The 22,748-nt window shown below is 59.8% G+C and carries 25 protein-coding genes and 1 pseudogene; 16 read left to right on the forward strand and 10 right to left on the reverse strand.

All coding sequences use genetic code 11. The features are described 5' to 3' along the window. Window positions 1–158 precede the first annotated feature (158 nt). Genes FBX99_RS25860 through FBX99_RS25870 form a run of 5 tightly spaced genes read left to right on the forward strand, consistent with a single transcriptional unit; the run spans window position 159 to window position 3,182 of the window. The gene (locus tag FBX99_RS25860; RefSeq protein WP_178112079.1) at window positions 159–704 is read left to right on the forward strand and encodes a hypothetical protein; all 546 of its coding nucleotides are present in this window, start codon (window positions 159–161) and stop codon (window positions 702–704) included. Beyond that, window positions 701–1,519 carry a hypothetical protein gene (locus tag FBX99_RS29305; protein ID WP_256664130.1) on the forward strand — a complete coding sequence of 273 codons (819 nt, stop codon included), beginning with the start codon at window positions 701–703 and terminating at the stop codon, window positions 1,517–1,519. The genes FBX99_RS25860 and FBX99_RS29305 overlap by 4 nt, the downstream gene beginning before the upstream one ends. Next, window positions 1,489–2,310 carry a hypothetical protein gene (locus tag FBX99_RS29310; RefSeq protein ID WP_256664129.1) on the forward strand — a complete coding sequence of 274 codons (822 nt, stop codon included), beginning with the start codon at window positions 1,489–1,491 and terminating at the stop codon, window positions 2,308–2,310. Before FBX99_RS29305 ends, FBX99_RS29310 begins: the two co-directional genes overlap by 31 nt. Window positions 2,311–2,322: 12 nt before the next feature. Further along, on the forward strand, window positions 2,323–2,751 hold the full coding sequence (locus tag FBX99_RS29315; protein WP_256662558.1) for a hypothetical protein: 429 nt from the start codon (window positions 2,323–2,325) through the stop codon (window positions 2,749–2,751). Then, on the forward strand, window positions 2,748–3,182 hold the full coding sequence (locus tag FBX99_RS25870) for a hypothetical protein (protein ID WP_144930610.1): 435 nt from the start codon (window positions 2,748–2,750) through the stop codon (window positions 3,180–3,182). Before FBX99_RS29315 ends, FBX99_RS25870 begins: the two co-directional genes overlap by 4 nt. A 331-nt stretch (window positions 3,183–3,513) precedes the next feature. Here FBX99_RS25870 and FBX99_RS25875 read toward each other — a convergent pair whose 3' ends face one another. Next, window positions 3,514–4,401 carry an alpha/beta fold hydrolase gene (locus tag FBX99_RS25875; protein ID WP_144930612.1) on the reverse strand — a complete coding sequence of 296 codons (888 nt, stop codon included), beginning with the start codon at window positions 4,399–4,401 and terminating at the stop codon, window positions 3,514–3,516. Between the two features lie 199 nt (window positions 4,402–4,600). Here FBX99_RS25875 and FBX99_RS25880 point away from each other — a divergent pair, with 199 nt between their 5' ends. Then, window positions 4,601–5,176, forward strand: coding sequence for an ABATE domain-containing protein (locus FBX99_RS25880; protein ID WP_144930613.1), 576 nt, complete (start codon window positions 4,601–4,603; stop codon window positions 5,174–5,176). Window positions 5,177–5,653: 477 nt separating this feature from the next. On the opposite strand, the gene FBX99_RS25885 is transcribed toward FBX99_RS25880, so the two are convergent. Continuing rightward, a complete protein-coding gene (locus FBX99_RS25885; RefSeq protein ID WP_144930615.1) occupies window positions 5,654–6,733 on the reverse strand; it encodes an endonuclease/exonuclease/phosphatase family protein in 1,080 nt (359 codons plus the stop codon). Next, window positions 6,730–7,389: a hypothetical protein gene (locus FBX99_RS25890; RefSeq protein WP_144930616.1), complete on the reverse strand. Its 660-nt coding sequence runs from the start codon at window positions 7,387–7,389 to the stop codon at window positions 6,730–6,732. The genes FBX99_RS25885 and FBX99_RS25890 overlap by 4 nt, the downstream gene beginning before the upstream one ends. Window positions 7,390–7,565: 176 nt before the next feature. Between FBX99_RS25890 and FBX99_RS25895 the strand changes: the two genes are divergently transcribed. From FBX99_RS25895 to FBX99_RS25905, 3 genes are all read left to right on the forward strand, one after another. After that, window positions 7,566–8,336, forward strand: a complete 771-nt coding sequence (locus FBX99_RS25895) for a DUF2076 domain-containing protein (RefSeq protein ID WP_144930617.1) — start codon at window positions 7,566–7,568, stop codon at window positions 8,334–8,336. Window positions 8,337–8,494: 158 nt separating this feature from the next. Further along, window positions 8,495–8,974: an NYN domain-containing protein gene (locus FBX99_RS25900; RefSeq protein WP_024780298.1), complete on the forward strand. Its 480-nt coding sequence runs from the start codon at window positions 8,495–8,497 to the stop codon at window positions 8,972–8,974. A 22-nt stretch (window positions 8,975–8,996) separates the two neighbouring features. Then, complete coding sequence (locus FBX99_RS25905) at window positions 8,997–9,608, forward strand: PolC-type DNA polymerase III (RefSeq protein ID WP_144930619.1); 612 nt, start codon at window positions 8,997–8,999, stop codon at window positions 9,606–9,608. 16 nt (window positions 9,609–9,624) lie between these two features. Here the strand turns inward: FBX99_RS25905 and FBX99_RS29320 are convergent. Further along, a pseudogene (locus tag FBX99_RS29320) lies at window positions 9,625–9,741 on the reverse strand (metal ABC transporter ATP-binding protein); the annotation flags it as partial. Then, entirely contained in the window at window positions 9,738–10,190 is a 453-nt protein-coding gene (locus FBX99_RS25910; RefSeq protein WP_144930620.1) for an Lrp/AsnC family transcriptional regulator, read from the reverse strand. The gene FBX99_RS25910 and the pseudogene FBX99_RS29320, both read right to left, overlap by 4 nt. A gap of 161 nt (window positions 10,191–10,351) precedes the next feature. Between FBX99_RS25910 and yedA the strand changes: the two genes are divergently transcribed. After that, entirely contained in the window at window positions 10,352–11,254 is a 903-nt protein-coding gene (gene yedA / locus FBX99_RS25915; protein ID WP_144930621.1) for a drug/metabolite exporter YedA, read from the forward strand. A gap of 58 nt (window positions 11,255–11,312) precedes the next feature. Then, the gene (locus FBX99_RS25920) at window positions 11,313–12,650 is read left to right on the forward strand and encodes a DEAD/DEAH box helicase (RefSeq protein WP_144930623.1); all 1,338 of its coding nucleotides are present in this window, start codon (window positions 11,313–11,315) and stop codon (window positions 12,648–12,650) included. Window positions 12,651–12,715: 65 nt separating this feature from the next. On the opposite strand, the gene FBX99_RS25925 is transcribed toward FBX99_RS25920, so the two are convergent. Together FBX99_RS25925 and FBX99_RS25930 are read right to left on the reverse strand one after the other, a co-directional pair. After that, entirely contained in the window at window positions 12,716–13,963 is a 1,248-nt protein-coding gene (locus FBX99_RS25925) for a TIGR03862 family flavoprotein (protein ID WP_144930625.1), read from the reverse strand. 278 nt (window positions 13,964–14,241) lie between these two features. Then, window positions 14,242–15,162 (reverse strand): histone deacetylase, encoded by a 921-nt coding sequence (locus FBX99_RS25930; RefSeq protein WP_145133342.1) that lies wholly within the window; start codon window positions 15,160–15,162, stop codon window positions 14,242–14,244. Window positions 15,163–15,235: 73 nt separating this feature from the next. On the opposite strand from FBX99_RS25930, the gene FBX99_RS25935 reads away from it, so the two are divergent. From FBX99_RS25935 to FBX99_RS25945, 3 genes are all read left to right on the forward strand, one after another. Continuing rightward, window positions 15,236–15,805 (forward strand): GNAT family N-acetyltransferase, encoded by a 570-nt coding sequence (locus tag FBX99_RS25935; RefSeq protein WP_145133343.1) that lies wholly within the window; start codon window positions 15,236–15,238, stop codon window positions 15,803–15,805. 86 nt (window positions 15,806–15,891) lie between these two features. After that, a complete protein-coding gene (tesB, locus tag FBX99_RS25940) occupies window positions 15,892–16,761 on the forward strand; it encodes an acyl-CoA thioesterase II (protein ID WP_144930630.1) in 870 nt (289 codons plus the stop codon). Further along, window positions 16,758–17,351, forward strand: coding sequence for an HAD family hydrolase (locus tag FBX99_RS25945; protein WP_144930632.1), 594 nt, complete (start codon window positions 16,758–16,760; stop codon window positions 17,349–17,351). The genes tesB and FBX99_RS25945 overlap by 4 nt, the downstream gene beginning before the upstream one ends. Window positions 17,352–17,485: 134 nt before the next feature. Here FBX99_RS25945 and FBX99_RS25950 read toward each other — a convergent pair whose 3' ends face one another. Both FBX99_RS25950 and FBX99_RS25955 read right to left on the reverse strand, forming a co-directional pair. Continuing rightward, window positions 17,486–18,433, reverse strand: a complete 948-nt coding sequence (locus FBX99_RS25950) for an alpha/beta hydrolase (RefSeq protein ID WP_144930633.1) — start codon at window positions 18,431–18,433, stop codon at window positions 17,486–17,488. Continuing rightward, on the reverse strand, window positions 18,434–19,315 hold the full coding sequence (locus FBX99_RS25955; RefSeq protein ID WP_144930635.1) for a neutral zinc metallopeptidase: 882 nt from the start codon (window positions 19,313–19,315) through the stop codon (window positions 18,434–18,436). A gap of 185 nt (window positions 19,316–19,500) precedes the next feature. On the opposite strand from FBX99_RS25955, the gene FBX99_RS25960 reads away from it, so the two are divergent. Together FBX99_RS25960 and FBX99_RS25965 are read left to right on the forward strand one after the other, a co-directional pair. Next, window positions 19,501–20,277 carry an IclR family transcriptional regulator gene (locus FBX99_RS25960; protein ID WP_144930636.1) on the forward strand — a complete coding sequence of 259 codons (777 nt, stop codon included), beginning with the start codon at window positions 19,501–19,503 and terminating at the stop codon, window positions 20,275–20,277. Window positions 20,278–20,323: 46 nt separating this feature from the next. Next, window positions 20,324–21,202 (forward strand): DMT family transporter, encoded by an 879-nt coding sequence (locus FBX99_RS25965; protein ID WP_144930638.1) that lies wholly within the window; start codon window positions 20,324–20,326, stop codon window positions 21,200–21,202. Window positions 21,203–21,273: 71 nt separating this feature from the next. Here the strand turns inward: FBX99_RS25965 and FBX99_RS25970 are convergent, their stop codons facing one another. Beyond that, the gene (locus FBX99_RS25970; RefSeq protein WP_144930640.1) at window positions 21,274–22,608 is read right to left on the reverse strand and encodes an MFS transporter; all 1,335 of its coding nucleotides are present in this window, start codon (window positions 22,606–22,608) and stop codon (window positions 21,274–21,276) included. Between the last annotated feature and the right edge of the window lie 140 nt (window positions 22,609–22,748).

Consider the following 22,748-nt stretch of genomic DNA (forward strand, 5'->3'; position numbering starts at 1 on the left):
ACTGGCGTAGTGGACGCGGCTCAAACTCTCGAAAAACTTTGGAGAGACTTGAGCACGCGTTGCGAGCAGAGGTACATCAAGAGGCGCAGGCATTGGAATAGATTTGTGGGGATCCCTCAGACTCTGCTCGCATTTCGCCCTCTACGATAGCGGTATCGTTGAACCACACTGAGGCAGTGAACATATCGACTTACGCTGATGCGACACCTGAGCAGCAAGACGCCGAATTCGGCCAATTTTGGCAATCCATGCGCCATGCAGCCCAAGTCATACGTGAGCGCAGCCAGGTTCACAGCAATGGCGTGATCGGAACAGCAGCGGGTCACTGCGATGGCTTCAACCATCCGACGCCCGTAGCGGGTGTGGGGAAATTTGTCGAGCTGAACTGCCGCACACAGTACGGGTGTTTATATTGCGAGCACTATATCTGCCACAGTGACGAAGAGGATCTACATAAATTGTTGAGTTTGCAGTACGTAATCAATTCCGTGCGTAAAACGGTTCCTGACGTGGCGCACGCTGAGGCACTATACAAAGATCTCTCTATCCGAATTGAGTTTATCATCGAAGCGCTTTGCAAACGCTCTGATTCAACGAGGCAGACTGTCGAAGCGGTCAAAATAAAAGTGTTTGAGTATGGTGAAATTACTGCGTTTTGGGAAAGCCGATTGAGCCGTTATGAACGGTTGGGGGTGACATTTTGAGTGATGTTGTTCAGTCCATAGGCAGTCTCTTTGCTAGCGGTCACTTCGCTGGTACTTCCGAGCCAGATAATGCCTTTCATTTATATGGGAAGCCTAGTCCAAATTTTGTGCTATGTCGCGATGAGAATGGCATAGCAACGGCGATATATAACGGTGCTTCTTGGGACTTCAATCCATACAGGTTGAGTGCAAAAAAAGTTAATCGAATATCCTTTGATACAGTTTTTGATGATGAAGGGGAAGAGCAGTCAGTATTGATCGATGATGTCAAGTATTTGCTGTACTGTCTGATCTATTTTGCAGGCGGTGGACGACGCGGTACGCTCAGTGTATCCACGTTGAGTCAGTACTGGATGGTTTTGCGCATGGCCATGAAGTTTTGTTACGAGCAGAAGCAGAAGCGTTTGGTCGGCGTGCTTTCTTTGGAACAGTTGTTCACAGTGCCGGTATATCTTGCGGCGTTTATTCGTGAGCAAAAACCTGTTGGCAAGGTTCTGACTGGAATATTGCGGGCCTTGGTTAGCGTAGGCGGTAATCGACTGGGGTACGCCGTGCTCAACCCAAGTGCATTTGATCTTAAAGCTCCAGATTTCAAACAACATCCCGTTATTCCTACGCGTATCTATTTGAGCCTGATCAATGTAACTGGTGACCTCATCGATCAGCTACACCCCGGTTTAAACAGATTCGAGTCATTTATAGAGTGTTTCGCCAATGAGCACTATGGCCGTACGCGCATAAGGCAAAAAAAGATCTGGGCTACAACGCGAGCTTTCACCCTGACATGCCTCAGGCACTCAAGGACCACGATCTGAGCGCGGTGTTCTCCGGAGAGTTTGCGTGCGCTCATAAGAGACATTTACAGACCGTCTTGCTCAAGATGCAGTATACGCTGGCAACCGTAGTCCACCTTTATACCGGCATGCGCGATCAAGAGGTCATGCGAATGTCCTATATCTGTTTATCCGATAAAATTGCCCAGGAAGCGGTTCTTGATGATGAAGGTATACTCCGAGATAAGTCACAGTCGGTAAATATTCTATCGACCACCACGAAATTTTCGGGCTACAAGAAAGAAAGTACTTGGTTCGCCCCAGATGAAGTCGTCAAGGCTATCGAGATTGCTAAAGCGATTTGCCGTGGTCTCGCTAAGCTATATAAGGTCGAGCTAGATGATCGCTGTCCGCTTTTTCTCAATCCATCGATATTGAGTTTTACGAGAGGTAAAGCAGAGGTTGGTGTTACGAGCTTTTCTTTAAGGTCTACTCAAGAGTCTACCTTACGATTGATTTTGATTAAGGACGAGGATGTTAAAGAACTATGTCAAAGCGACCCTTCTCGTGATTTTCACAACGATCCGGAATTCGCAGTCGGCCAGCCCTGGCCGCTGACCACGCATCAGTTCCGACGTTCGCTGGCGTTTTATGGTAGTAGCAGCGGCTTTCTCTCGCTGCCAACGCTTCGAACACAGTTTAAACACATGACCATCCAGATGGCTCGATATTACGCTAATAACTACGAGAATTTGCGAACGATATTTGGCTATTACGATGAGAGCAGAAATGAATTTTTGCTGCCACGCAATCACTTTGCCTTCGAATATTAGATGGCTATGCCCATGGCTGTAGCCAATCAACTGATTGCTGATCTTCTATTCAGTGAGGAGCCGTTATTTGGCGGCACTGGTTCGTATATGGAGAAGCAGAAAAAACGGCTTCAGGCGGGTGAGGTTCGAATTGAAGATGTCCGTGCTGACACTGAACAGCGGGTTAAAAATGGTGCAATCAGTTACAGGCCAACGCTTCTCGGTGGTTGTACCAAGGTAGGTCGTTGCGATTCGTTTCTGTTGGGTGATTACACTGAGTGCTTGACTTGTGAGGGGGCCATTATAAAACGCTCGAACCTAGATGCGGCTATCGAGGACGCGACGGAAGAATTGTGTAATTACCCGGAAAACTCTGGCGAATATCAGATTGTGAGGGGTGATATTGAGCGTTTGACGGCTTACAAAGCTCGGTTGATTGATACCGTGGAGTTATCGCTATGAAGAGTGGCCTGGTTGATAGTAGCGGCCTGAGTGCATGTGAGAACGCTTTCCAGCGACTCCTAGATGGCAATCCCGTTGTCGCTGAGCATGTAGGCCTAGACCTTTCGAAGCTCACTGCGAGCATTGTTAGTCTGGAGGCGGGGTTTGACCGTGGGTACTTAAAGAAATCTCGTAAGTCGCACTTACAGCTACTCGCAAAGATTGAGTCTGTTCGGGCAGGGGCCGGCAAAGGGACTTCGTCAAATGGTCGTCGAATCCGACAGTTGGAAAGTCAGTTAGCTTCGCTAGAAAAAGAGCTGTTAACGGCCCAAATTCAGCGCGATAAGGTTTTTGCTCAGAATATGAAATTATGGGATCGGGTACGTGATTTGGAATATTCGTTGAAAAATACGGGCACTGCTAACGTCAAGCAGTTCAGACGTCCGCATTGATCAATTGTCCAAACCTGGACCACGAGGAAGAGGGGGTTAACCACCACATTTTGTGGACATGACCGGCAGAGAACGACCCTTTGCGGCCAATCGCAGAAGGGGGTGGACAACTAAACGTTGTCCACCCTACACAGCTCCCGAATTCGCGTAGGGCGAATGGCCAACCCGTGGAACGCCTCGTGGCGTTTTCCATGAGTGGCCGCCCAGGCTACCTCGCTGAAGTATCGGAATTCGAATATTTCCATTCAATCTTTGATAGTGACGCCATGGCGATACGGCCTTGGATTCAACGGTGGCCGAAGAGTACACGCTCCATTCGGCACTCCAGTGATCAGGCAGCCGCGCTGCCTATTACCTCGCGGATCCGTGCGGCGATGTGCTCCACATGGGTTTCCAGGGCGAAGTGGCCCGTGTCGAGCAGCTCGACCACGGCGTTCGGCTTGTCCTTCCTGAAAGCTTCGGCGCCTGGCGGGATGAAGAACGGGTCGTGTCGACCCCAGATGATCAGCGCTGGCACTTGGGAGTTGCGCAAAAACGCCTGGAACTCCGGGTAGCGCTCGAGGTTGGTGGCATAGTCGAGAATTAGGTCCAGCTGGATATCCTTGTTGCCCGGACGTTCCAGTAGCAGCGCATCGAGGGTGTAGGACTCGGGGGCGACCTGCGTCGGGTCGGCGACGCCATGCAGGTACTGCCAGCGGGTCCCCTCCAGATGTAGCATGGCATCGTGGACGACCTGCCTGTTGGCGGCGGACGGATCAGCCCAGTAAGCACGTACCGGTGCCCAGGCATCGCCGAGCCCTTCCAGATAGGCGTTGCCGTTCTGCGAGATGAAGCCGCTCACCCGTTCGGGATGCGCGACGGCCAGGCGCAGGCCGGTCGGTGCGCCATAGTCGAACACGTACATGGCGTAGCGCGTCAGCCCGAGCGCGTCGACGAAGGCGCCGAGGGTATGGGCCAGGGCGTCGAAGCTGTAGTTATAGTTGCGTTCACTTGGCACTTCGGTAAAGCCGAAACCGGGAAGGTCTGGTGCGATCAGGCGGAAGCGGTCGGCGAGCAGCGGGATCAGGTTGCGGAACTGATGCGATGAGCTGGGAAAACCATGCAACAGCAGCAGCACCGGGGCATCCGGCTTGCCGGCTTCACGGTAGAAGACACGAACCCCGTCGGCTTCGACGAACTGGTGGCGGACTGAATGGGCGGAGCGGCAGATGGTGTTCATCGGATGAGCCCTCTGTAACCAGCGAAAATAAGGCGGTGGGTTACTACGAGGGTCAATCTCGCACGCACACGGTAACCAGTCAATGATTATTTTAGAGGTTATGGTCATGACCGACGACTGGCAGTTCTGGCGGATATGTAACTTGAATCGTCTAGTACAACGGTTACCATGACGGCAACGATCTTCCGCGAGAAATGCCATGGCCACCCCTGTCACCGAGCCCTTCGTAATCGCCGATCATCCGGCGCTGGATATGCTCAACACCATTGCCACTCGCGATGGCGTCGCTACCGATTTCTGGCAGAGCGATGCCGATGTGCACACCTGGATGAAACGCACCGGGTTAAGGGAGGCTCCTGTGCCACGCTTTGCCAAAGGGGCTGTGCTCGAGGCGGCGAAAGCCTTGCGCGAAGCCGTACGTGTCCTGGTCGAGCAACGCAAGGCCGGAGTGTACGGCGATCCAACGACGCTCAACCGTTTCTTGTGCGAAGCGGCCAGCCATTCGCAACTGGTCTGGGAGCATTCCGCCGAGCCGCGTCTACTGCGGATTGCCGAGCGCCAATCGCCGGAGCAATGGCTGGCCCCCCTGTCGGAACGGGCGGCAGACTTGCTATGCCATGGCGATTTCACTCTGGTCCGCCAGTGTGAACATTCGGACTGCACGCTCTGGTTCTACGATCGCACCAAGTCGCACCGACGTCGCTGGTGTGCCATGGCACTCTGCGGCAACCGGCATAAGGTCGCCGAGCATCGCAAACGTCAGTATCAGAAGTAACCGATTAGTCAGGTGCTGGCCAACGGCGCTTGGTGGTGGTCATGCCGAGGTAACGCCGAAGTTTTGGCCCTGATGGTCTCCTATTGGCCGTTTTCTGACGAGGTCGAATGCAAGCGGGTGGGATAATAGAGTGCAATTTCGCAGTCAAACACAGAACCACTACGCGCCATTTTTCAGTCAAACTACTCATCAGGATTGACTGTCAATGCGTTTTCGGGGAATTGGCTAAAAACCTTGGAAATACGGGCTTTGACAGGTGTCAAAGGTGCGCCGGGTACTTGATAGAGCGCATTACTGGCCGGATGATCCGTTGGTGGCGGAGGCGACGGCGCGGGTCAAGCCGCGTAAGTGAGCAAAGAGTAATCCGCAGGGAAGCTGAACCCTGTGGGAACGAGCCTGCTCGCGATGGCGGTGTATCAACTAGCCCAGAATTGACTGACCCGACGCTATCGCGAGCAGGCTCCCACAGCTGTCCGGCTATGGCGTAACGGGCAGCAGGAACCGTGCAATCACCGGCAAGTGATCGGAGATGCGCAACGTGTCGTCCTGTCGCACCTGGGCCTCGACCCGTTTGATGCGCGGGCTGTAGAACAGATAATCGACGGTGCGGTCCGGGCCGTTGAGGCCGGGGTCGTTCGGGTAGTGGGTCAGCCAGTGCGCACGGTCGATGCCACTGGCCTCGTTGTTGGTGGGAATCATCGGGTACTTGTCCCACAGCAGGTGTAGCGGACTGTCAACGGAGTAGGGGGTGCGCTGTTCGGGCGGCAGGCGCAGGTACTGCCCCAGGGGCAATAGATTGAAGTCACCGCCGATCAGCCAAGGCATGCCTCGGGATTCGAACTTGTCCAGGGCCTTGGATACGGCAGTGACTTGCTTGGGCAGGGTTTCGTCCGGCTGTGTGGCCCGCTCCAGATGCGTGTTGAGCACCGCCATTTGACTGCCATCGCTCAGCGGTATGTAGCTCACCAGCAGGGCATTTTTCGGTTGGAACTGGCGGCTGATGAAGTTGGTCTCGGCCACTGGCAGTTGCACCCGTTCGGCGTGATCGATGCGGTAGCGGCTCAGCGTTGCCAGTTGTCGACCGACGCTGCCGAAGATATGGGGGCTGGGTATGAAATCGGCCTTCCAGTCGAAGGCGCTGGTGCTGCAGGAGTAAAGGTCGGCGAGCCGCTCCTGCAACAACTTGAGTTGGTCCTGGTAGTCGCTGGCCTTGGCGCCGTTGTCCAATTCCTGCAGCAGGACGATGCCGGGTTGCTCGTCACGGATGACCCGTGCCACTTCGTCGAGGCTGAATGCCATGTCTTCCGGGGTTGGGCTTTCATCGTCGCCCTGGGCCAGGTCGTGCCAGAACACGTAGCGTTTGCCGGCCAGGAACTGGACGTTCCAGGTCATCACCTTTACCGCTTGGCCGGGCATCAGCGGCGCGGCGCCCGCGGTGCAATTGACCGGTAGTGTTTCCCGGGCTTGTGGGCGCCAGGTCAGGCCGTAGATCGCCAGTGCAGCGAGGCAGACGATCAGCAACAAGCTCAGCAATGTGTAGCGCAGTAAACGGGTCATGGCTCGGTTTTTTCCCCGATCAGCATGAATATCCGGAACAGCACCACGCTGGTGAACAGTTGCAGGAAGCTGTGAATGCTGTCGATCAACAGGCCGAGCCAGGGGTTCTGGGGCGGCGGATACACCGAGACGCTGGCGCCCTTGAGCAGCCACAGCGGCCCCATCACGCCCATGATGCACAACAGGATCCGCCAGAACCGGCCGCGGCTCATGCGCAGGCTTTCCTTCATCGCGGCCAGCGGCGCCAGGCCTCGGAGCACCAGCAGGTACTCGCTGAACGCCAGGGTCACCATCAGCCACAGGCCCGGCAGGATGTACAACGAAATACCCAGCAGGATCAGCAGCGTGTTGAGGGCGGTCAGCAACGCGAAGCGCGGCCAGAGGATCAGGGCCGCGGCTAGGAGGTCGCGAATGTGCGGCGATTCGCCTCGGCTGCGGGCGTCGAGAAACAGGATCAGTGCAGCGGTGTACACCGGATATACCAGCAGCCCGACGATCACGCTGTAGCCCGGAAAACCATCAGGGCCGAGAGCGCTGTCGACGGCTTGTTGCAGCACGGCCTCGAGTATCACCAGTGGCAGGCACAGCTGGGCGATCCGGCCCAGATGGCGCTTGAAGAAATACAAAGAGTCGCGCAGCACGTCAAACGGATTCATGAGTCGGATCGCAGGTCCAGAAGCGGTCCGACACTTTAACCGATCAGGCACCCGCACAAGCAAACGTAAACATCAGGTAAAGACCATTGAAACCTTCGTGGCAAGCCCCATTACTGATGAGCACCGGTTCTGCGGAACCGGCTTGGTTTTCTACCCGGCAATCTGATGAGGTCGCCATGAACAGCGAAGAACAAACCCTGATCGATGGACTGTTTTCACGGCTGCAACAGGCCGAAAAGGATTCAGGCCCGCGCGACGCCCAGGCCGAGGCGCGGATCAAGGAGCACTTGGCCAGCCAGCCCGCGGCCGGTTATTTCATGGCCCAGGCGATTCTTGTGCAGGAGGCGGCAATCAAACGCCTCGACGAGCAGAACAGGCAACTGACCGAGCAAGTCCAGCAACTGCAGACGGACCTGCAGAACGCTCGCAGCCAGGCCTCGGCACCCAGCGGTGGCGGTGGTTTCCTCTCGAGTATTTTTGGTGGCAGCAGCCGCGATTCGCGACCGGCCCCCGTCCCAAGCGCTCCGGCAACCGGCGGTGGCGGCTGGCGCGAGCCGGCGCGGCCGTCGTTCAACAACGCCCCGGCTCAGCAGGGCTTCGGTGCGCCGCCAGCGGGCTATGGCGCTGCACAACAACAAGCCCCGGCAGCGAGCAGCTTCCTGGGTGGCGCCCTGAAAACCGCGGCCGGCGTGGCCGGTGGTGTGATGTTGGCGCAAGGTATCAGCAGTCTGTTCCACAGCGGCCAGCAGCCCCAGGAAATCGTCGAGATCATCAAGCAAGAGCCGGCCCAACCGGCCAGCGACGTGGGTAACAGCGGGGACAACGGTTGGGGCGACGACCAGCGCATGGCCGACAACGATAACTACGGCAACGACCAGGGCGGCTTCAGCGACGCGGACTACAGCGACGACTCTTCCTTCTTTGGCGACGACGATTCCTTCGTCTGACCTGCCATTCGTCCGGGGTGCCCACGCGCCTCGGACCGATTATTCGCGGAACCCTCCTTCGGGCTGGCATACTGGGCGCCTTTTCGGGCTTGGTGGCCACATCGGCCACTGATGCCTGACCCAGAGCCTGTGCGCTTGTGCATTCAAGAGGAACCGCGGTGAAGAAAATCGCAGTGTTCGCCGATGTTCAGAACCTCTATTACACCGTGCGCCAGGCCTATGGTTGTCACTTCAACTACGCCGCCCTGTGGGCCGACATCAGCAAACAAGGGCAGATCGTCGAGGCCTACGCCTATGCGATCGATCGCGGCGACAGCAAGCAGCAGCAATTCCAGCAGATCCTGCGCAACCTGGGTTTCACCGTGAAGCTCAAGCCCTACATCCAGCGCAGCGACGGCTCGGCCAAGGGCGATTGGGACGTGGGCATCACGCTGGACATCATGGACGCCGCCGACCATGTCGACGAGGTCGTGCTGGCCTCGGGTGACGGCGACTTCGACATGCTGCTCGAACGCATCATCAGCAAGCACGGTGTGCAGGCGGTGGCGTACGGCGTGCCGGGGTTGACGGCCAACTCGCTGATCCGTGCCGCCAGTCGCTACGTGCCCATCGAAGGCGCGCTGCTGCTCAAGAATTGATCGTTACGGAGTTCAGACAGGTTTGGAACGCATCGCAGTCATCGACTTTGAGACCACCGGAATCACCCCGAGCAGCAGTTGCCGAGCCACGGAAATCGCCGTGGTAATGCTTGAGCAAGGCCGGATCGTCGACCGCTACCAGAGCCTGATGAATGCCGGCGTGCGGGTGCCGGCTTTCATCGAGCAACTGACTGGCATCAGCAATGCCATGCTGCGCAGCGCGCCGCCGGCCGAGCGGGTGATGAACGAGGTCAACGAGTTCGTCGGCACCACGCCGCTGCTGGCGCATAACGCCGCGTTCGACCAGAAGTTCTGGGACTTCGAACTGGGGCGGATCAAGCGTACCCGCCTGCAGAATTTTGCCTGTTCGCTGCTGCTCGCCCGACGCCTGATGCCGGCCGCGCCGAACCACAAGCTCGGCACCCTCAACGCCTTCGCCGGCCTGCCCCATACCGGCCAAGCTCACCGGGCCATGGCCGACGCTGAAATGGCCGCCAACCTCACCGCGCATCTGGCTTCGGAACTGCGGCAGACGCATGGGCTGCGGGAGTTGTCCCATGATTTGCTGTGCAGCTTGCAGAAAGTGCCGGCGGCGAAGATCAATGAGCATCTCAAGCGTTATCGCGACTGCTAAATACACCACAAAACCCCTGTGGGAGCGGGCTTGCTCGCGAATGCGGTGCGTCAGTTAATGAAGATGTCGACTGATACACCGCCTTCGCGAGCAAGCCCGCTCCCACAGTTTTGATTTGTCTTGAACCGATTATTTTCCGTTGCCTTCCAATTGCCCCAGCGGCACCCGCTTTTCAATGGCACTGGACAGCACGATCGAGGTCTTGCTGAAGCCGAACTTGGCGATCCGGTTGATCAGCTCTTCCAGCTCCGGCATCGAGCCGACCGCCGCTTGCATGATCACGCAGGGGTCGCCGGTCACCCGGTGGCATTCGGTCAGTTGGGGAATCTTGCACAAGTCGTCGTAGGCCTTCTGGTTGCCGTGCTGGTTCATCCGCAATTCGATCACGCACTGCACCGGCAGGCCGATCTTGGCCATGTCGACCTTGGCCTGGTAGCCGGTAATGATCCCGCTGGTTTCCAGTTTGCTGACGCGTTCGGCCACGGCCGGGGCCGAGAGGTTCACTTTGCGGGCCAGTTCGGCGTAGGACGCACGACCGTTTTCCAACAGGGCGCTGAGCAGCATGCGGTCGTATTTATCCACAGTTCAGGTTCCAGATCGGGTGGCTTTCGAAAGGCTGGTTTATAGCGCCAATCTCCGTGTTTTGAAAAGTGTATGGGCCAGATAAACAGGTTTTGTAGCTTATTTTCCGTTCATCGCCTTTCTAGAATAGCGTCTCTCATTGTCCTGACTTCGAGCTGACCATGCCTGGCCCACGCCGTTTTCCACTGCCGCTGATCGCTGCCTTCTTCGCCCTGTATGTCATCTGGGGATCGACTTATCTGGTGATTCGCATCGGCGTGGAGCATTGGCCGCCGTTGTTGCTGGCCGGGATTCGCTTCGTGCTGGCCGGCTCGCTCATGTATGGCTTCCTGCGCTGGCGCGGGGCACCGGCGCCGACCTGGGCGCAGTGGAAGGCCGGAGCCATCATCGGCGTGTTGCTGCTCAGTTTCGGCAACGGCGCGGTCAGTGTCGCCGAGCACACCGGCGTGGCTTCCGGGGTCGCGGCGTTGGCCGTGGCGACGGTGCCTTTGTTTACCCTGCTTTGCGGGTATTTCTGGGGCGCACGTAATACACGCCTTGAATGGGCGGGTATTGTGCTGGGGCTGATCGGCATCGCCATGCTCAACCTGGGCTCCAACCTGCAATCCAGTCCGTTGGGGGCAACCTTGCTGGTGTTCGCGGCGGCGTCGTGGGCCTTCGGCTCGGTGCTGAGCAAACATCTGCCTTTGCCGGCGGGGGCGATGGCCAGTGCCGTGGAAATGCTGGTGGGCGGCGTGGTGCTGTTGATCGGCAGCTTCGCCAGTGGCGAACACCTGGAGCGCATCCCGCCGTTCGAGGGCTGGTTCGCGCTGGCCTACCTGACGTTCTTCGGTTCGATCATTGCCTTCAACGCCTACATGTATCTGCTCAAGCATGTACGGCCGGCGGCGGCCACCAGTTATGCCTACGTCAACCCGGCGGTAGCGGTGCTGCTGGGGATCGTGTTTGCCGGCGAAAGTATCGGCGTCGAAGAGTCCCTGGCGATGCTGGTGATCATCAGTGCCGTGGTGTTGATCGGGCTGCCTCAGTGGCGCAAGCCCAAGCCTGCGCCGGTTGAATCCTGAATTAAGGTAAACTGCCGCGCATTGCACACCCTGCGCTGATTTTTCCGACGGTACTTCCATGACTTTCGCCACCCTTGGCCTGATCGAACCTTTGTTGCGCGCCCTCGAGACGCTCGGCTACCAGACCCCGACCCCGGTGCAGGCTCAGGCCATGCCGGCGGTGCTGGCCGGTCGCGACCTGATGGCCGCGGCCCAGACCGGCACCGGCAAGACCGCCGGTTTCGCCGTGCCGCTGTTGCAGTTGCTGACCACCGAAGGGCCGAAAGTGGCCGCCAACTCGGTGCGGGCGCTGATCCTGGTACCGACCCGCGAATTGGCCGAGCAGGTCCATGAAAGCGTGCGCCAATACGCGCAGAACCTGCCGTTGAGCACCTACGCCGTTTACGGTGGCGTCAGCATCAACCCGCAGATGATGAAACTGCGCAAAGGCGTCGACCTGCTGGTCGCCACGCCGGGGCGCTTGCTCGATCTGTTCCGGCAGAACGCGCTGAAGTTCAACCAGTTGCAGACCCTGGTGCTGGACGAAGCCGACCGCATGCTTGACCTGGGCTTCTCCGAGGAACTGGCGAATATCTACAAGGCGCTGCCGAAGAAACGCCAGACGCTGCTGTTCTCGGCGACCTTTTCCGACGCCATCCGTTTGCTGGCCGGGCAGATGCTCAACGATCCGCTGAGCATTGAAGTGAGCCCGCGCAACGTCGCCGCCAGCACCGTCAAGCAATGGGTGGTGACGGTGGACAAAAAGCGCAAGCCGGAATTGTTCGTGCACCTGATGCGCAAGAACAAGTGGAAGCAGGTACTGGTGTTCGCCAAGACCCGCAACGGTGTCGATGCATTGGTGGAAAAACTCCAGGGACTGGGCGTCAATGCTGACGGCATCCACGGCGACAAACCCCAGGCCACCCGCCAGCGCGCACTGGACCGTTTCAAGCTCGGTGACATCCAGATTCTGGTGGCCACCGATGTCGCCGCCCGTGGTCTGGATATCGAAGACCTGCCTCTGGTGGTGAATTTCGATTTGCCGATCGTCGCCGAAGACTACATTCATCGCATCGGCCGTACTGGCCGGGCGGGCGCCACGGGGCAAGCGATTTCCCTGGTGTGTGCCGATGAAGTGAACCTGCTGTCAGCCATCGAGATGTTGACCCGCCAGACGTTGACTCGCCAGATGGAGCAGGACTTCGAGCCTGAACATCGGGTACCGGATACCGACGCCAGTGGCCAGGTGATCAAGAAGCCGAAAAAGCCGAAGAAGCCAAAGACGTCGGGCGGTGGCGGCAAGCGCAACCTCGGCAAATGGGTGGACAGCGGGGACTCGGCGCCGGTGGAGCCTTCGGTCAAGCCGGTGCGCAAAGTGCCGGTGTTCAATACCGGGCCGCGTAAACGCAAGCCGTAGCGGAGCAGCGGGAAGCCGCAAGCTTCAAGCTGCAAGTTAAAAGCAGTACGCGTTCGACTTGCAGCTTATGGCTTGCCGCTGTTTCGCAGAAACTCCAACATCCCCAACCCCGCCGCCCGCCCGCTGGCAAAGCACGCCGTCAGCAGATACCCCCCGGTCGGTGCTTCCCAGTCGAGCATTTCCCCCGCACAGAACACGCCGGGTATCCGCTTGAGCATCAGGTTTTCATCCACGGCGTCGAATGTCACGCCACCGGCGCTGCTGATGGCTTCGTCCAGGGGGCGGGTTTTTACCAGGGTGATCGGTAATGCTTTGATCGCCCGGGCCAGCTGCGTCGGGTCTGCGAAACAGTCGGCAGACGTCTGTTCGCGTAACAACGCCGCCTTGACCCCATCGATCCCCAACTGGCTGTGCAGGTGCTTGGCCATCGAGCGTGAACCGCGCGGTTTGCTCAAGGCCTGGAGCACTTTATCCATAGGCCGGCCCGGCAACAGATCCAGATGGATCGTCGCACTGCCGTGGCGATTGATGGCTTCTCGAATCGGTGCCGACAAGGCGTAGATCAGGCTGCCTTCGATACCGGTGGCGGTGATGACGCATTCGCCGAGACGGGGAACGTCGTCGTTCAAGCCGATGGCGATGTTTTTCAGCGGGGCGCCGGCGAATTTGCTGACCATCAGCTCGCTCCAGGCCTGCACGTCGAAGCCGCAGTTGCTCGGTTGCAACGGAGCAAGGGCAACACCGCGCTGTTCCAACGCCAACATCCAGGCCCCGTCGGAGCCCAGGCGTGACCAACTGCCGCCGCCCAGCGCAAGCAGCGTGGCGACGGGCTGGAGGGTTTTTTCACCTTCCTGGCTGGCTATTCGCAGGCTGTTGTCGGGGTTCCAGCCGAGCCAGCGATGGCGGGTGTGGATCTTCACCCCGGCGTCGCGCAGGCGCTTGAGCCAGGCACGCAGCAGCGGGGCGGCTTTCATGTCGGTGGGAAACACTCGCCCGGAACTGCCGACAAAGGTGTCGATGCCCAGACCGTGAATCCAGGTGCACAGCTCATCCGCGCCGAAGGCCCGCAGCAACGGGGCGATATCTGCGGCCCGTTCGGCGTAGCGGGACAGGAATGCCGGGAAGGCTTCCGAGTGGGTGATATTCATGCCGCCGACACCGGCCAGCAGAAACTTCCTGCCCACCGAGGGCATGCCGTCGTACAGGTCGACCTGGATGCCGGCCTGGCTCAAAACCTCCGCTGCCATGAGACCGGCAGGGCCGCCGCCGATGATCGCGATGGTTGGAGTGTTGGATGGGGCGGTCGAGGTCATGGCGTGAACTGCAGGGAGGGGATAAGCGCGGCATTCTATCAGCACAGATTCTGTGGGAGCGGGCTTGCTCGCGAAAGCGGTGTGTCAGTTAACGAAGATGTCGACTGAAATACCGCTTTCGCGAGCAAGCCCGCTCCCACAGGGATGGAGGTGTTCTTGAGTCTGTGGTTAAAAAACAACCAGACCTCTGCAAGCTATACCTAATATAGCCTGTAGGCCGTTTCGCTCAGGGTATCCACAGGCCGCTCCACAGGCATTGTGGGTAACGCACCCAGATTTCAATGACACCCTGATGACGACCAGACTTTTTGTGCGCTGTGATGCAGGATCCCGTGACGCCGGGCCAGAGCCCTGCGGTCCTTGCTGTAGCCGCCGCCGATCACCCCGACCACCGGGATGTCGCGCCCGAGACAATGACGCATGACGCTCTCGTCCCGGGCGGCGAGCCCTTCGTCTGTCAGCTTCAGGTAACCGAGGGCGTCGTCCTTGTGTACATCGACCCCCGCGTCATACAACACCAGGTCCGGCTGGTAGAGCGGCAGCAGATAGTTGAGGGCGTCGTCCACCACCTGCAGGTAGGCCGAATCTTCCATGCCCATCGGCAATGGAATGTCCCAATCGCTCTGAGCCTTGCGTGCGGGAAAATTCTTTTCGCAATGCAAGGAAACTGTCACGGCGTCCGGGGTGTCATGGAGTATCCGGGCGGTACCGTCGCCCTGATGCACGTCGCAGTCGAAAATCAACACCCGCGAGACGCGGCCACTGGCGAGAAAATAGCGGCTGATCACCGCCAGGTCGTTGAAAATGCAAAATCCTGCAGGGTGGTCGTAGTGGGCATGGTGGGTGCCTCCGGCCAGGTGACAGGCCAGCCCGTGTTCGAGGGCCTGCTCGGCCGCCAGCAACGAACCGCCCACGGCCCGTACCGTTCGCCGGGCCAGGGCTTCGCTCCAGGGCAGGCCGAGCCGCCGTTGGTCTTCGCGGGACAACTCGCCACTCATGTAGCGTTCGATATAGACGCGATCATGGGCCAGGGCGAGGATCTCGGGCGGGCACAGCGACGGGCGCAACAGGTCCGCGTCGCGGGTCAGCCGGCTGTCAACCAGGTGGTCGCGCAGCAAGCGGAATTTGTCCATGGGGAAACGGTGTTCCGCCGGGAACTCGGGACTGTAGTCTTCGTGATAGATAAGCGGCAGCGGCATGGTGTTTTCAGCGATGATTGAATGACGGATCCTACCAGCGATGTAGACTTTGGGGCATGGAAGGGGAGTAGAGATGGAGCCGATACTGGAACTGGAAAGTGCGCGGCTGCTCATGCGGCAGTGGCACGATGAGGATCTGCCGGCGTTTGCGGCCATGTGTGCCGATCCGCAGGTGATGCGTTATTTCCCCGCGCCCCTGAGCCGCCTTGAAAGTGCCGCGCTGATCGGGCGCGTGCGCGGGCATTTTGCCGAACATGGTTTTGGCCTGTGGGCGCTGGAGCGCAAGGACACCGGTGCCTTCATCGGTTTTACCGGGCTGGGTGTGGTGGGGTTCGACGCGCATTTCACGCCGGCCATCGAGATCGGCTGGCGCCTGGCCCGGGAGCACTGGGGCCTGGGGTATGCCAGCGAGGCTGCCTGGACGGCGTTGCGCTGTGGGTTTGACCGCCTGGGGCTGGACGAGGTAGTGGCATTCACCTCGACCGATAACCTGCCATCGCAAAAGGTCATGCAGGCGATCGGCATGCACCATGATCCGGTTGACGATTTCGAACATCCAAAACTCGCGGTCGGTCATCCATTGCGTCACCATGTGCTCTACCGCATCAACCGCGAGCAGTGGCTGCAGACCCTGCACGGTTAACCGACACGGACGTCTACATTAGTGGGCCAACAATTGATCCACCGTCGCAGCTCAGACTGCGCGGTGTGCTGTGTGAGGAAGTCTGAATGAGCCATGTGTTGGAAGATCTGGTCGACCTGCTGACCCTGGAACCGATCGAAGAGAATCTGTTCCGCGGTCGCAGCCAGGACCTCGGGTTCCGCCAGTTGTTCGGCGGCCAGGTGCTGGGCCAGTCGTTGTCGGCGGCCAGCCAGACGGTGGAGGAGGCGCGCCATGTGCATTCGATGCATGGCTATTTCCTGCGTCCGGGCGACGCGGCGTTGCCGGTGGTCTACCAGGTGGACCGGGTACGCGATGGCGGCAGCTTCAGCACCCGCCGGGTCACGGCGATCCAGAAAGGTAATCCGATTTTCACCTGCAGTGCATCGTTCCAGTACGACGAACAGGGTTTCGAGCACCAGAGCACCATGCCCCAGGTCGTCGGGCCGGAAAACCTGCCCTCCGAGCTGGAGCTGACCCAGCAGCGGGCGCACCTGTTGCCCGAGCACATGCGGGAAAAACTGCTGTGCCCCAAGCCGATCGAGGTACGCCCGGTCACGGAAAAGGACCCGTATAACCCGCAGCCGGCCGACCCGATCAAATACGTGTGGTTCCGCGCCGATGGCGCCCTGGCGGATTCGCCGGCGTTGCACAAATACCTGCTGGCCTACGCTTCGGACTTCGGCCTGCTGACCACGTCGATGCTGCCCCATGGCAAATCGGTCTGGCAGAAGGACATGCAGGTCGCCAGTCTCGACCACGCTTTGTGGTTCCACGCCGACCTGCGTGCCGACGACTGGTTGCTCTACGCCATGGACAGCCCTTGGGCCGGCAATTCCCGCGGATTTTCCCGCGGCAGCGTGTTCAATCGCGCCGGCCAACTGGTAGCCTCGGTGACCCAGGAAGGCCTGATCCGCCATCGCAAGGACTGGGCATGAGCCTGGCGGACGTACGGCACTGGGTCTTCGACATGGATGGCACGCTGACCATTGCCGTGCATGATTTCGCGGCCATCCGGGTGGCCCTGGCGATTCCGGCCGAAGACGACATCCTGACCCACCTGGCGGCCTTGCCGGCGGATGAAGCCGCGGCCAAGCATGCCTGGCTGCTGGAGCACGAGCGGGACCTGGCGCTGGGCTCCAGACCGGCGCCGGGTGCGGTCGAGTTGGTACGTGACCTGGCCGGGCGTGGCTATCGCCTGGGGATCCTGACCCGCAACGCCCGGGAACTGGCCCATGTGACACTCGAGGCCATCGGCCTGGCCGATTGTTTCGCTGTGGAGGACGTGCTGGGTCGTGACGAAGCACCGCCCAAGCCGCACCCGGGTGGCCTGTTGAAACTGGCCGAAGCCTGGCGCGTGGCGCCTGCGGACATGGTCATGGTCGGCGATTATCGCTTCGACCTGGACTGTGGTCGTGCGGCGGGGGCGCGGACCGTGCTGGTGAACCTGCCGGACAATCCGTGGCCGGAGCTAGCGGATTGGCATGCCCGGGATTGTGGCGAATTGCGGCGGATGCTTTTGGCTTGAGAGACAGATCGACAGGTCAATCGCTATCGCGAGCAGGCTCGCTCCCACATTCGATCGCATTTTATCTGAAGTAACTCGGTCAAACTGTGGGAGCGGGCTTGCCCGCGAAGGGGGCCTGTCAGTTGGCAGAAGACTTACTGCCCGAACAACGCCTTCAGCCCCTCGGCTGAATTGAACATCCCATCCCCATCATGCCCCACCCCCGGCACTTCGATCAGCCGCTGGTTCAGCCCCTCGGCGTGGCGCCGGGTCAGGTAGTCGAAGTAGAAATGCCCGCGCAACAACCGATACGGCCCCTGGGTCTGCGCCTCGCAGCTTTTATCCAGCGCCGGGTGCTCCGGATCGACGTCCTGTTGTCCGAGCAGGTAGGTGATGTCACGCTTGATGTAGTTCTCCTCCAGTTGGGCGGCTGTCTGCCCGGCGGCATAGGCGGGCAGGTTGTGCAGGCCGTATTTCCAGCGATTGAAACCGGGGCAACCGCCTGGGTCGAACGCCATGGGCCGCTGTGCATCGAAGTAGGCATAGGAGGACGGGTTGGCGATGACGAAACGCGGGGCGATCCGGTACTGCCCATGGGCGAGCAGGGCGTAGCGCTGAACCACCTGGGCGCCGCCGGAATGACCGGCAACGACGATTTCCTTCACGTCGGGAAACTGCTGCCGGTCGCTGACCCGTGCAACGATGTCGTCGAGAACCTGGTAGGAACTGACCGGACTCGGCCCTGTGGATAAACCGCCGGCCATCCAGTCGTTGCCTTGCCAGCGCAACAACTCATTGGGGAGTTGATGACGGGCGACGTCCTGCTCATTGAGGAACTGCGGGGCGATGATCAACGTGGTGGCCAGTTGTCCGGCCTGGCCGGCGGCTTTCTCGGCGCTGTGCAGGTAGGTGTCGGCGTTGCGCAGCCGCCCATGCAGGATGATCAGCACACGTTGGATAGACGTTGGGGGCGGGCTCACCCCGACCACCATGCTGCCGCCCTTGAGCTGCAGCCGCCCCTGCGCCACCGTGTTCACAGCGTGTTCGTCAGCCTGGGCGAAGAGGCTGCACAGCACCAGTGCGATCGATGCGGCCCATTTCATCTACAGGTTTTTCGCCGCAAAAGTGTCGCATTGGCTGACCAGGCCCTGGGCGAACCCGGCCTTGAACCAGCGCACCCGTTGCGCCGACGTGCCGTGGGTAAAGGAGTCCGGCACCACGCGGCCCTGGCCTTGTTGCTGCAAGCGGTCGTCACCGATGGCGTTGGCGGCGTTCAAAGCTTCTTCGACGTCTCCGGGCTCCAGCCAGTTCAGGCGCTTCTGCGCATGATTGGCCCAGACGCCGGCCAGGCAATCGGCCTGCAATTCCTGACGCACCAGCAAGCCGCCGTCGCCTTCCATCTGCCGGCCTTGTTGGCGAGCTTCCTGGATTTTCGCCGACACACCGAGCAACGTCTGCACATGGTGGCCGACTTCATGGGCGATGACATAGGCTTGGGCGAAGTCTCCGGCGGCGGAGAAGCGCTGGGACATCTCCTTGAAGAAGCTCATGTCCAGGTAGACCTGCCGATCCGCCGGGCAATAGAACGGCCCGGTTGCCGATGAGGCGAGGCCGCACGCCGAGTTGACCCGACCGCTGAACAGCACCAGTTTGGGCTGCTGGTATTGGCGTCCGGCCTGCTGGAAGACCTGGCCCCAGGTGTCTTCGGTATCACCGAGGATCGAACGCACGAACTCGGCCTGTTCATCGTTGGCCGGTGGCGCCTGGCGGGTTTGAGAGGAGGTCGGTGCGGACTGATCCATCTGCCCGGCCAGTTGCCCGAGGATCTGCATCGGATCCTGGCCGGTGATCCAGCCGATGCCAACGATCAACAGAATGGCCGTCAGGCTCAGCCCCTTGCCCCCACCAAAGCGCATCCCGCCGCCGTCACCATCGCCACGGGCGTCCACCACGTTGTCACTGCGGCGACCTTTTTTCCATAGCATGTGGGAGTCCTCTGATTGACCGTGTGGACAGTGTTGCCGTTGAGTGGGAATGACGCCAGTTTACTAACAGATTTGTGACATAAGCTCCCCCAAGAGACAGCATCAGCCGATGAAAGTGTACTTGGTTCCAGAATTTGCATTAGACTTTAAAAATTCTGGAATTGATAACATTGCATCGGGGTCCCATGGCTGGAAGTCAGATTGAGCGGGTTTTCGATGTGCTGGAAAGTCTCGCCGGCGAACCTCGCGGCTGGCCACTTCAAGGGCTGGCCGAACAACTGCAGATCCCCAAGAGTGCCACCCACCGCTTGCTCGCCGAGCTGATGCGCCTGGGCTACGTGCGCCAGAACCCCGAGAACCTGCGTTATCACATGTCCACCCGGCTGGTCGCCCTGGGGTTTCGCTATCTCTCGCGCAGCGGCGCCGACATCGTGCAGCCGGTGCTGGACCGTCTGGCCCGGGAAACCGGTGAACTGGTGCGCCTGGGGGTCATCGAAGGGGATCGCCAGACCTGGATCGCCAAGTCTCAAGGGGCGCGGTCCGGTTTGCGCTACGACCCGGACATGGGCCGCGAGACGCCGCTGTTCTATACGGCGTCGGGTCATGCCTGGCTGGCGTGCATGAGCGATGCCGAGGCGTTGGCGTTGGTCGAGCGCCAGGCTGCCCAGGTACCGGTGGATGTGGGGCCAAACGCGCCCCATAGCACCCATGAACTGTTGGAATACCTTCGTGCGGCCCGCGAACAGGGGTATGCCTGTGTCGAAGAGAGTTCGGCGATTGGCACTTCGGCCGTTGCCGCCGTGGTGCGTCATCCGCAGGACGACCGGGTCGTCGGCGTACTCAGCGTTGCCGGGCCCAGCGCACGGATGACGCGGGTACGGTTGCATGAATTGGCCCCAACCTTGCTGGCGTTTGCCGAGGAATTGTCGCAAGCGAGCCAGGCGTCGGAGTTATTCAGCTGATACAAGCAGAGATTGGCCCCTAAATTATGTCACCCAGGATCACCCCATGACCGTCAGCACCCCGCTTTCCGGTGTCAATCAGGCCTTCAAGGGCATCCTGCTGATTGTCTTCGCGACGTTCCTGTTTTCCAGCCATGACGCCCTGTCGAAATACCTCTCGGGTTTCTATCCGATCATCATGGTGGTGTGGGCCCGTTATGTGGTGCATACCCTGCTGATGGCGGGCATCTTCCTGCCGCGCTCTGGGTTGCGGGTGCTGCGTACGAAGCGCCCGTTGTGGCAGTCGGCGCGGGCGTTGTGCCTGCTGGGCACCAGTCTCTTCTTCACCACGTCGCTGCTGTACATCCCGTTGGCCGAAGCGACGGCGGTCAACTTCCTGGCCCCGGTATTGGTCACGGCGTTGTCGGTGCCGCTGCTGGGCGAGCGGGTGACACGCGGTCAATGGGTGGCGGTGATCTTCGGCTTCATCGGGGTGCTGATCATCGTCCATCCGGGCGGGGACCTGTTCACTCCGGCCGTGCTGTTGCCGTTCTGCTCGGCATTGTTCTTCTGTTTCTATCAGTTGCTCACGCGCAAGCTCAGCGAAGTCGACAGCCCGACCACCAGTAATTTCTTCGCCGGTTTGTGCAACACATTGGTGATGAGTGCACTGGTACCGTTCTTCTGGCAGGTGCCGAGCCTGTTGCATGGGGCGATGATGCTGGCGTTGGGGGCTTGTGGGATGACGGCGCATCTGATGCTGACCCAGGCCTTCCGCGTTGCCGCCCCGGCGCTGCTGGCGCCCTTCAGCTATTGCCAGATCGTGTTTGCCGGTCTGTTGGGTTGGCTGCTGTTCAGCCACACGCCGACGTTGACCACGGTGCTGGGTATCGTGCTGATCTGTCTCAGCGGATTGGCTGCGGCGTGGCAGCAGCGGCGCAAATGACACGGACCACCTGTGGCGAGGGGATAAATCCCCTCGCCACAAAAGCTGGTGTCTGTTCTAACTGACCGGTATCAATCCAGCGTCGGAATCTTGCGCGGTGCCATGAAGTACAGCCAGATCAGGGCCGTGAAGTACATCGCCGGAATCAGGGTGAACAACACGGTGTAGTTGTTATGGGTCACCGTCAGGATATGGCCCACCAGTTGGGTCATGAACATCCCGCCGATGGCCGCGCACATGCCGCCGAAGCCGAACACGGTGCTCATCATGTGTTTGGGCGTGTAGTCCATCACCAGGCTCCAGATGTTGGCGGTCCAGGCCTGGTGCGCGCCGATGGCCAGGGAAATGGCGAACACCGCCATCCACAGGTTGCTGGCGCCGGCGGCCATGATCACGCCGACGATGCAGCAGGCGAACAGCAGCATGGAGACCAATCGTGCCTTGATCGGATTCAACCCGCGGCCGATCAGGAACGAAGAGAGGATGCCGCCACCCACGCTGCCGAAGTCGGCGGTGAGGTAGATGATGATCAGCGGGATGCCCATCTGGGTCACGTTGATGCCCAGGTTGTATTGCTGGTTCAGGAACGGTGGCAGCCAATAGAGATAGAACCAGAACACCGGCGCCGTGATCGAGTAGGCCAGGGCGAACGCCCAGGTGCCGCGCATGCGCAGGATGCGGGAGAAGGGCACGCGGGCCAGTTCCGGTTCACTCTCACGTTGGATGTAGTCCAGTTCCGACTGTTTGACGCTGGGGTGGTCTTCCGGATTGAAGTATTTCAGGCCCCAGAACAGCAGCCAGATCCCACCCAATGCCGCCATGCACAGGAAAGCCGCCTGCCAGCCCCACACCTGCAGGATCAATGGCAGCAGCATAGGCGTGAACATGGCGCCGACGTTGGTCCCGGCGTTGAAGATGCCGGTGGCCACGGCCCGTTCGCCCGCCGGGAACCACAGCCGGGTGGTTTTCACACAGGCCGGGTAATTGGCGGCTTCGGTGAGGCCCAGGATGAAACGGCAGACCATGAAACCCGCCGCGGAAGTCGCCAGGCCATGGGCGCCGGTCGCCAGGCTCCAGAGCAGCACGGCGAAGAAGAACACGCGCTTGACGCCGATCCGGTCGATCAACCGGCCCTGCAATATGAAGCCGACCGCATAGCCGACCTGGAACCAGAAGTTGATGTTGGCGTAATCCATCGCCGTCCAGCTCATTTCCTTGGCAAGGATGGGCTGCATCACGCCCAGGGCGGCGCGGTCGATGTAGTTCAGCGTAGTGGCGAAAAACACCAGCGCGAGCATGCCCCAACGGGTCTTGCCCACGGCCAGGGCGCCGCGGATCTTGTCGCCGATGCCGCCGGTCGTGACGCCCATGCCTGGGCTCAGGGGAGAACTTTGGGAAGGATTCATAGGGTGTACCCGTTTTTGAAATTCTTATGGGGTGGTCTGAGTTTCATCCATTGATGTCGGCGTTCCGGGCCTGCATCGATGTGGAGCTGATGGTGGGCAGTGGACGAAAAGTCGTCAATTCGCCACAGGGCATTTTGTTC

Origin of the sequence: Pseudomonas sp. SJZ074, from assembly GCF_007828215.1 — a bacterium.
In the GTDB taxonomy this organism is placed as follows: domain Bacteria; phylum Pseudomonadota; class Gammaproteobacteria; order Pseudomonadales; family Pseudomonadaceae; genus Aquipseudomonas.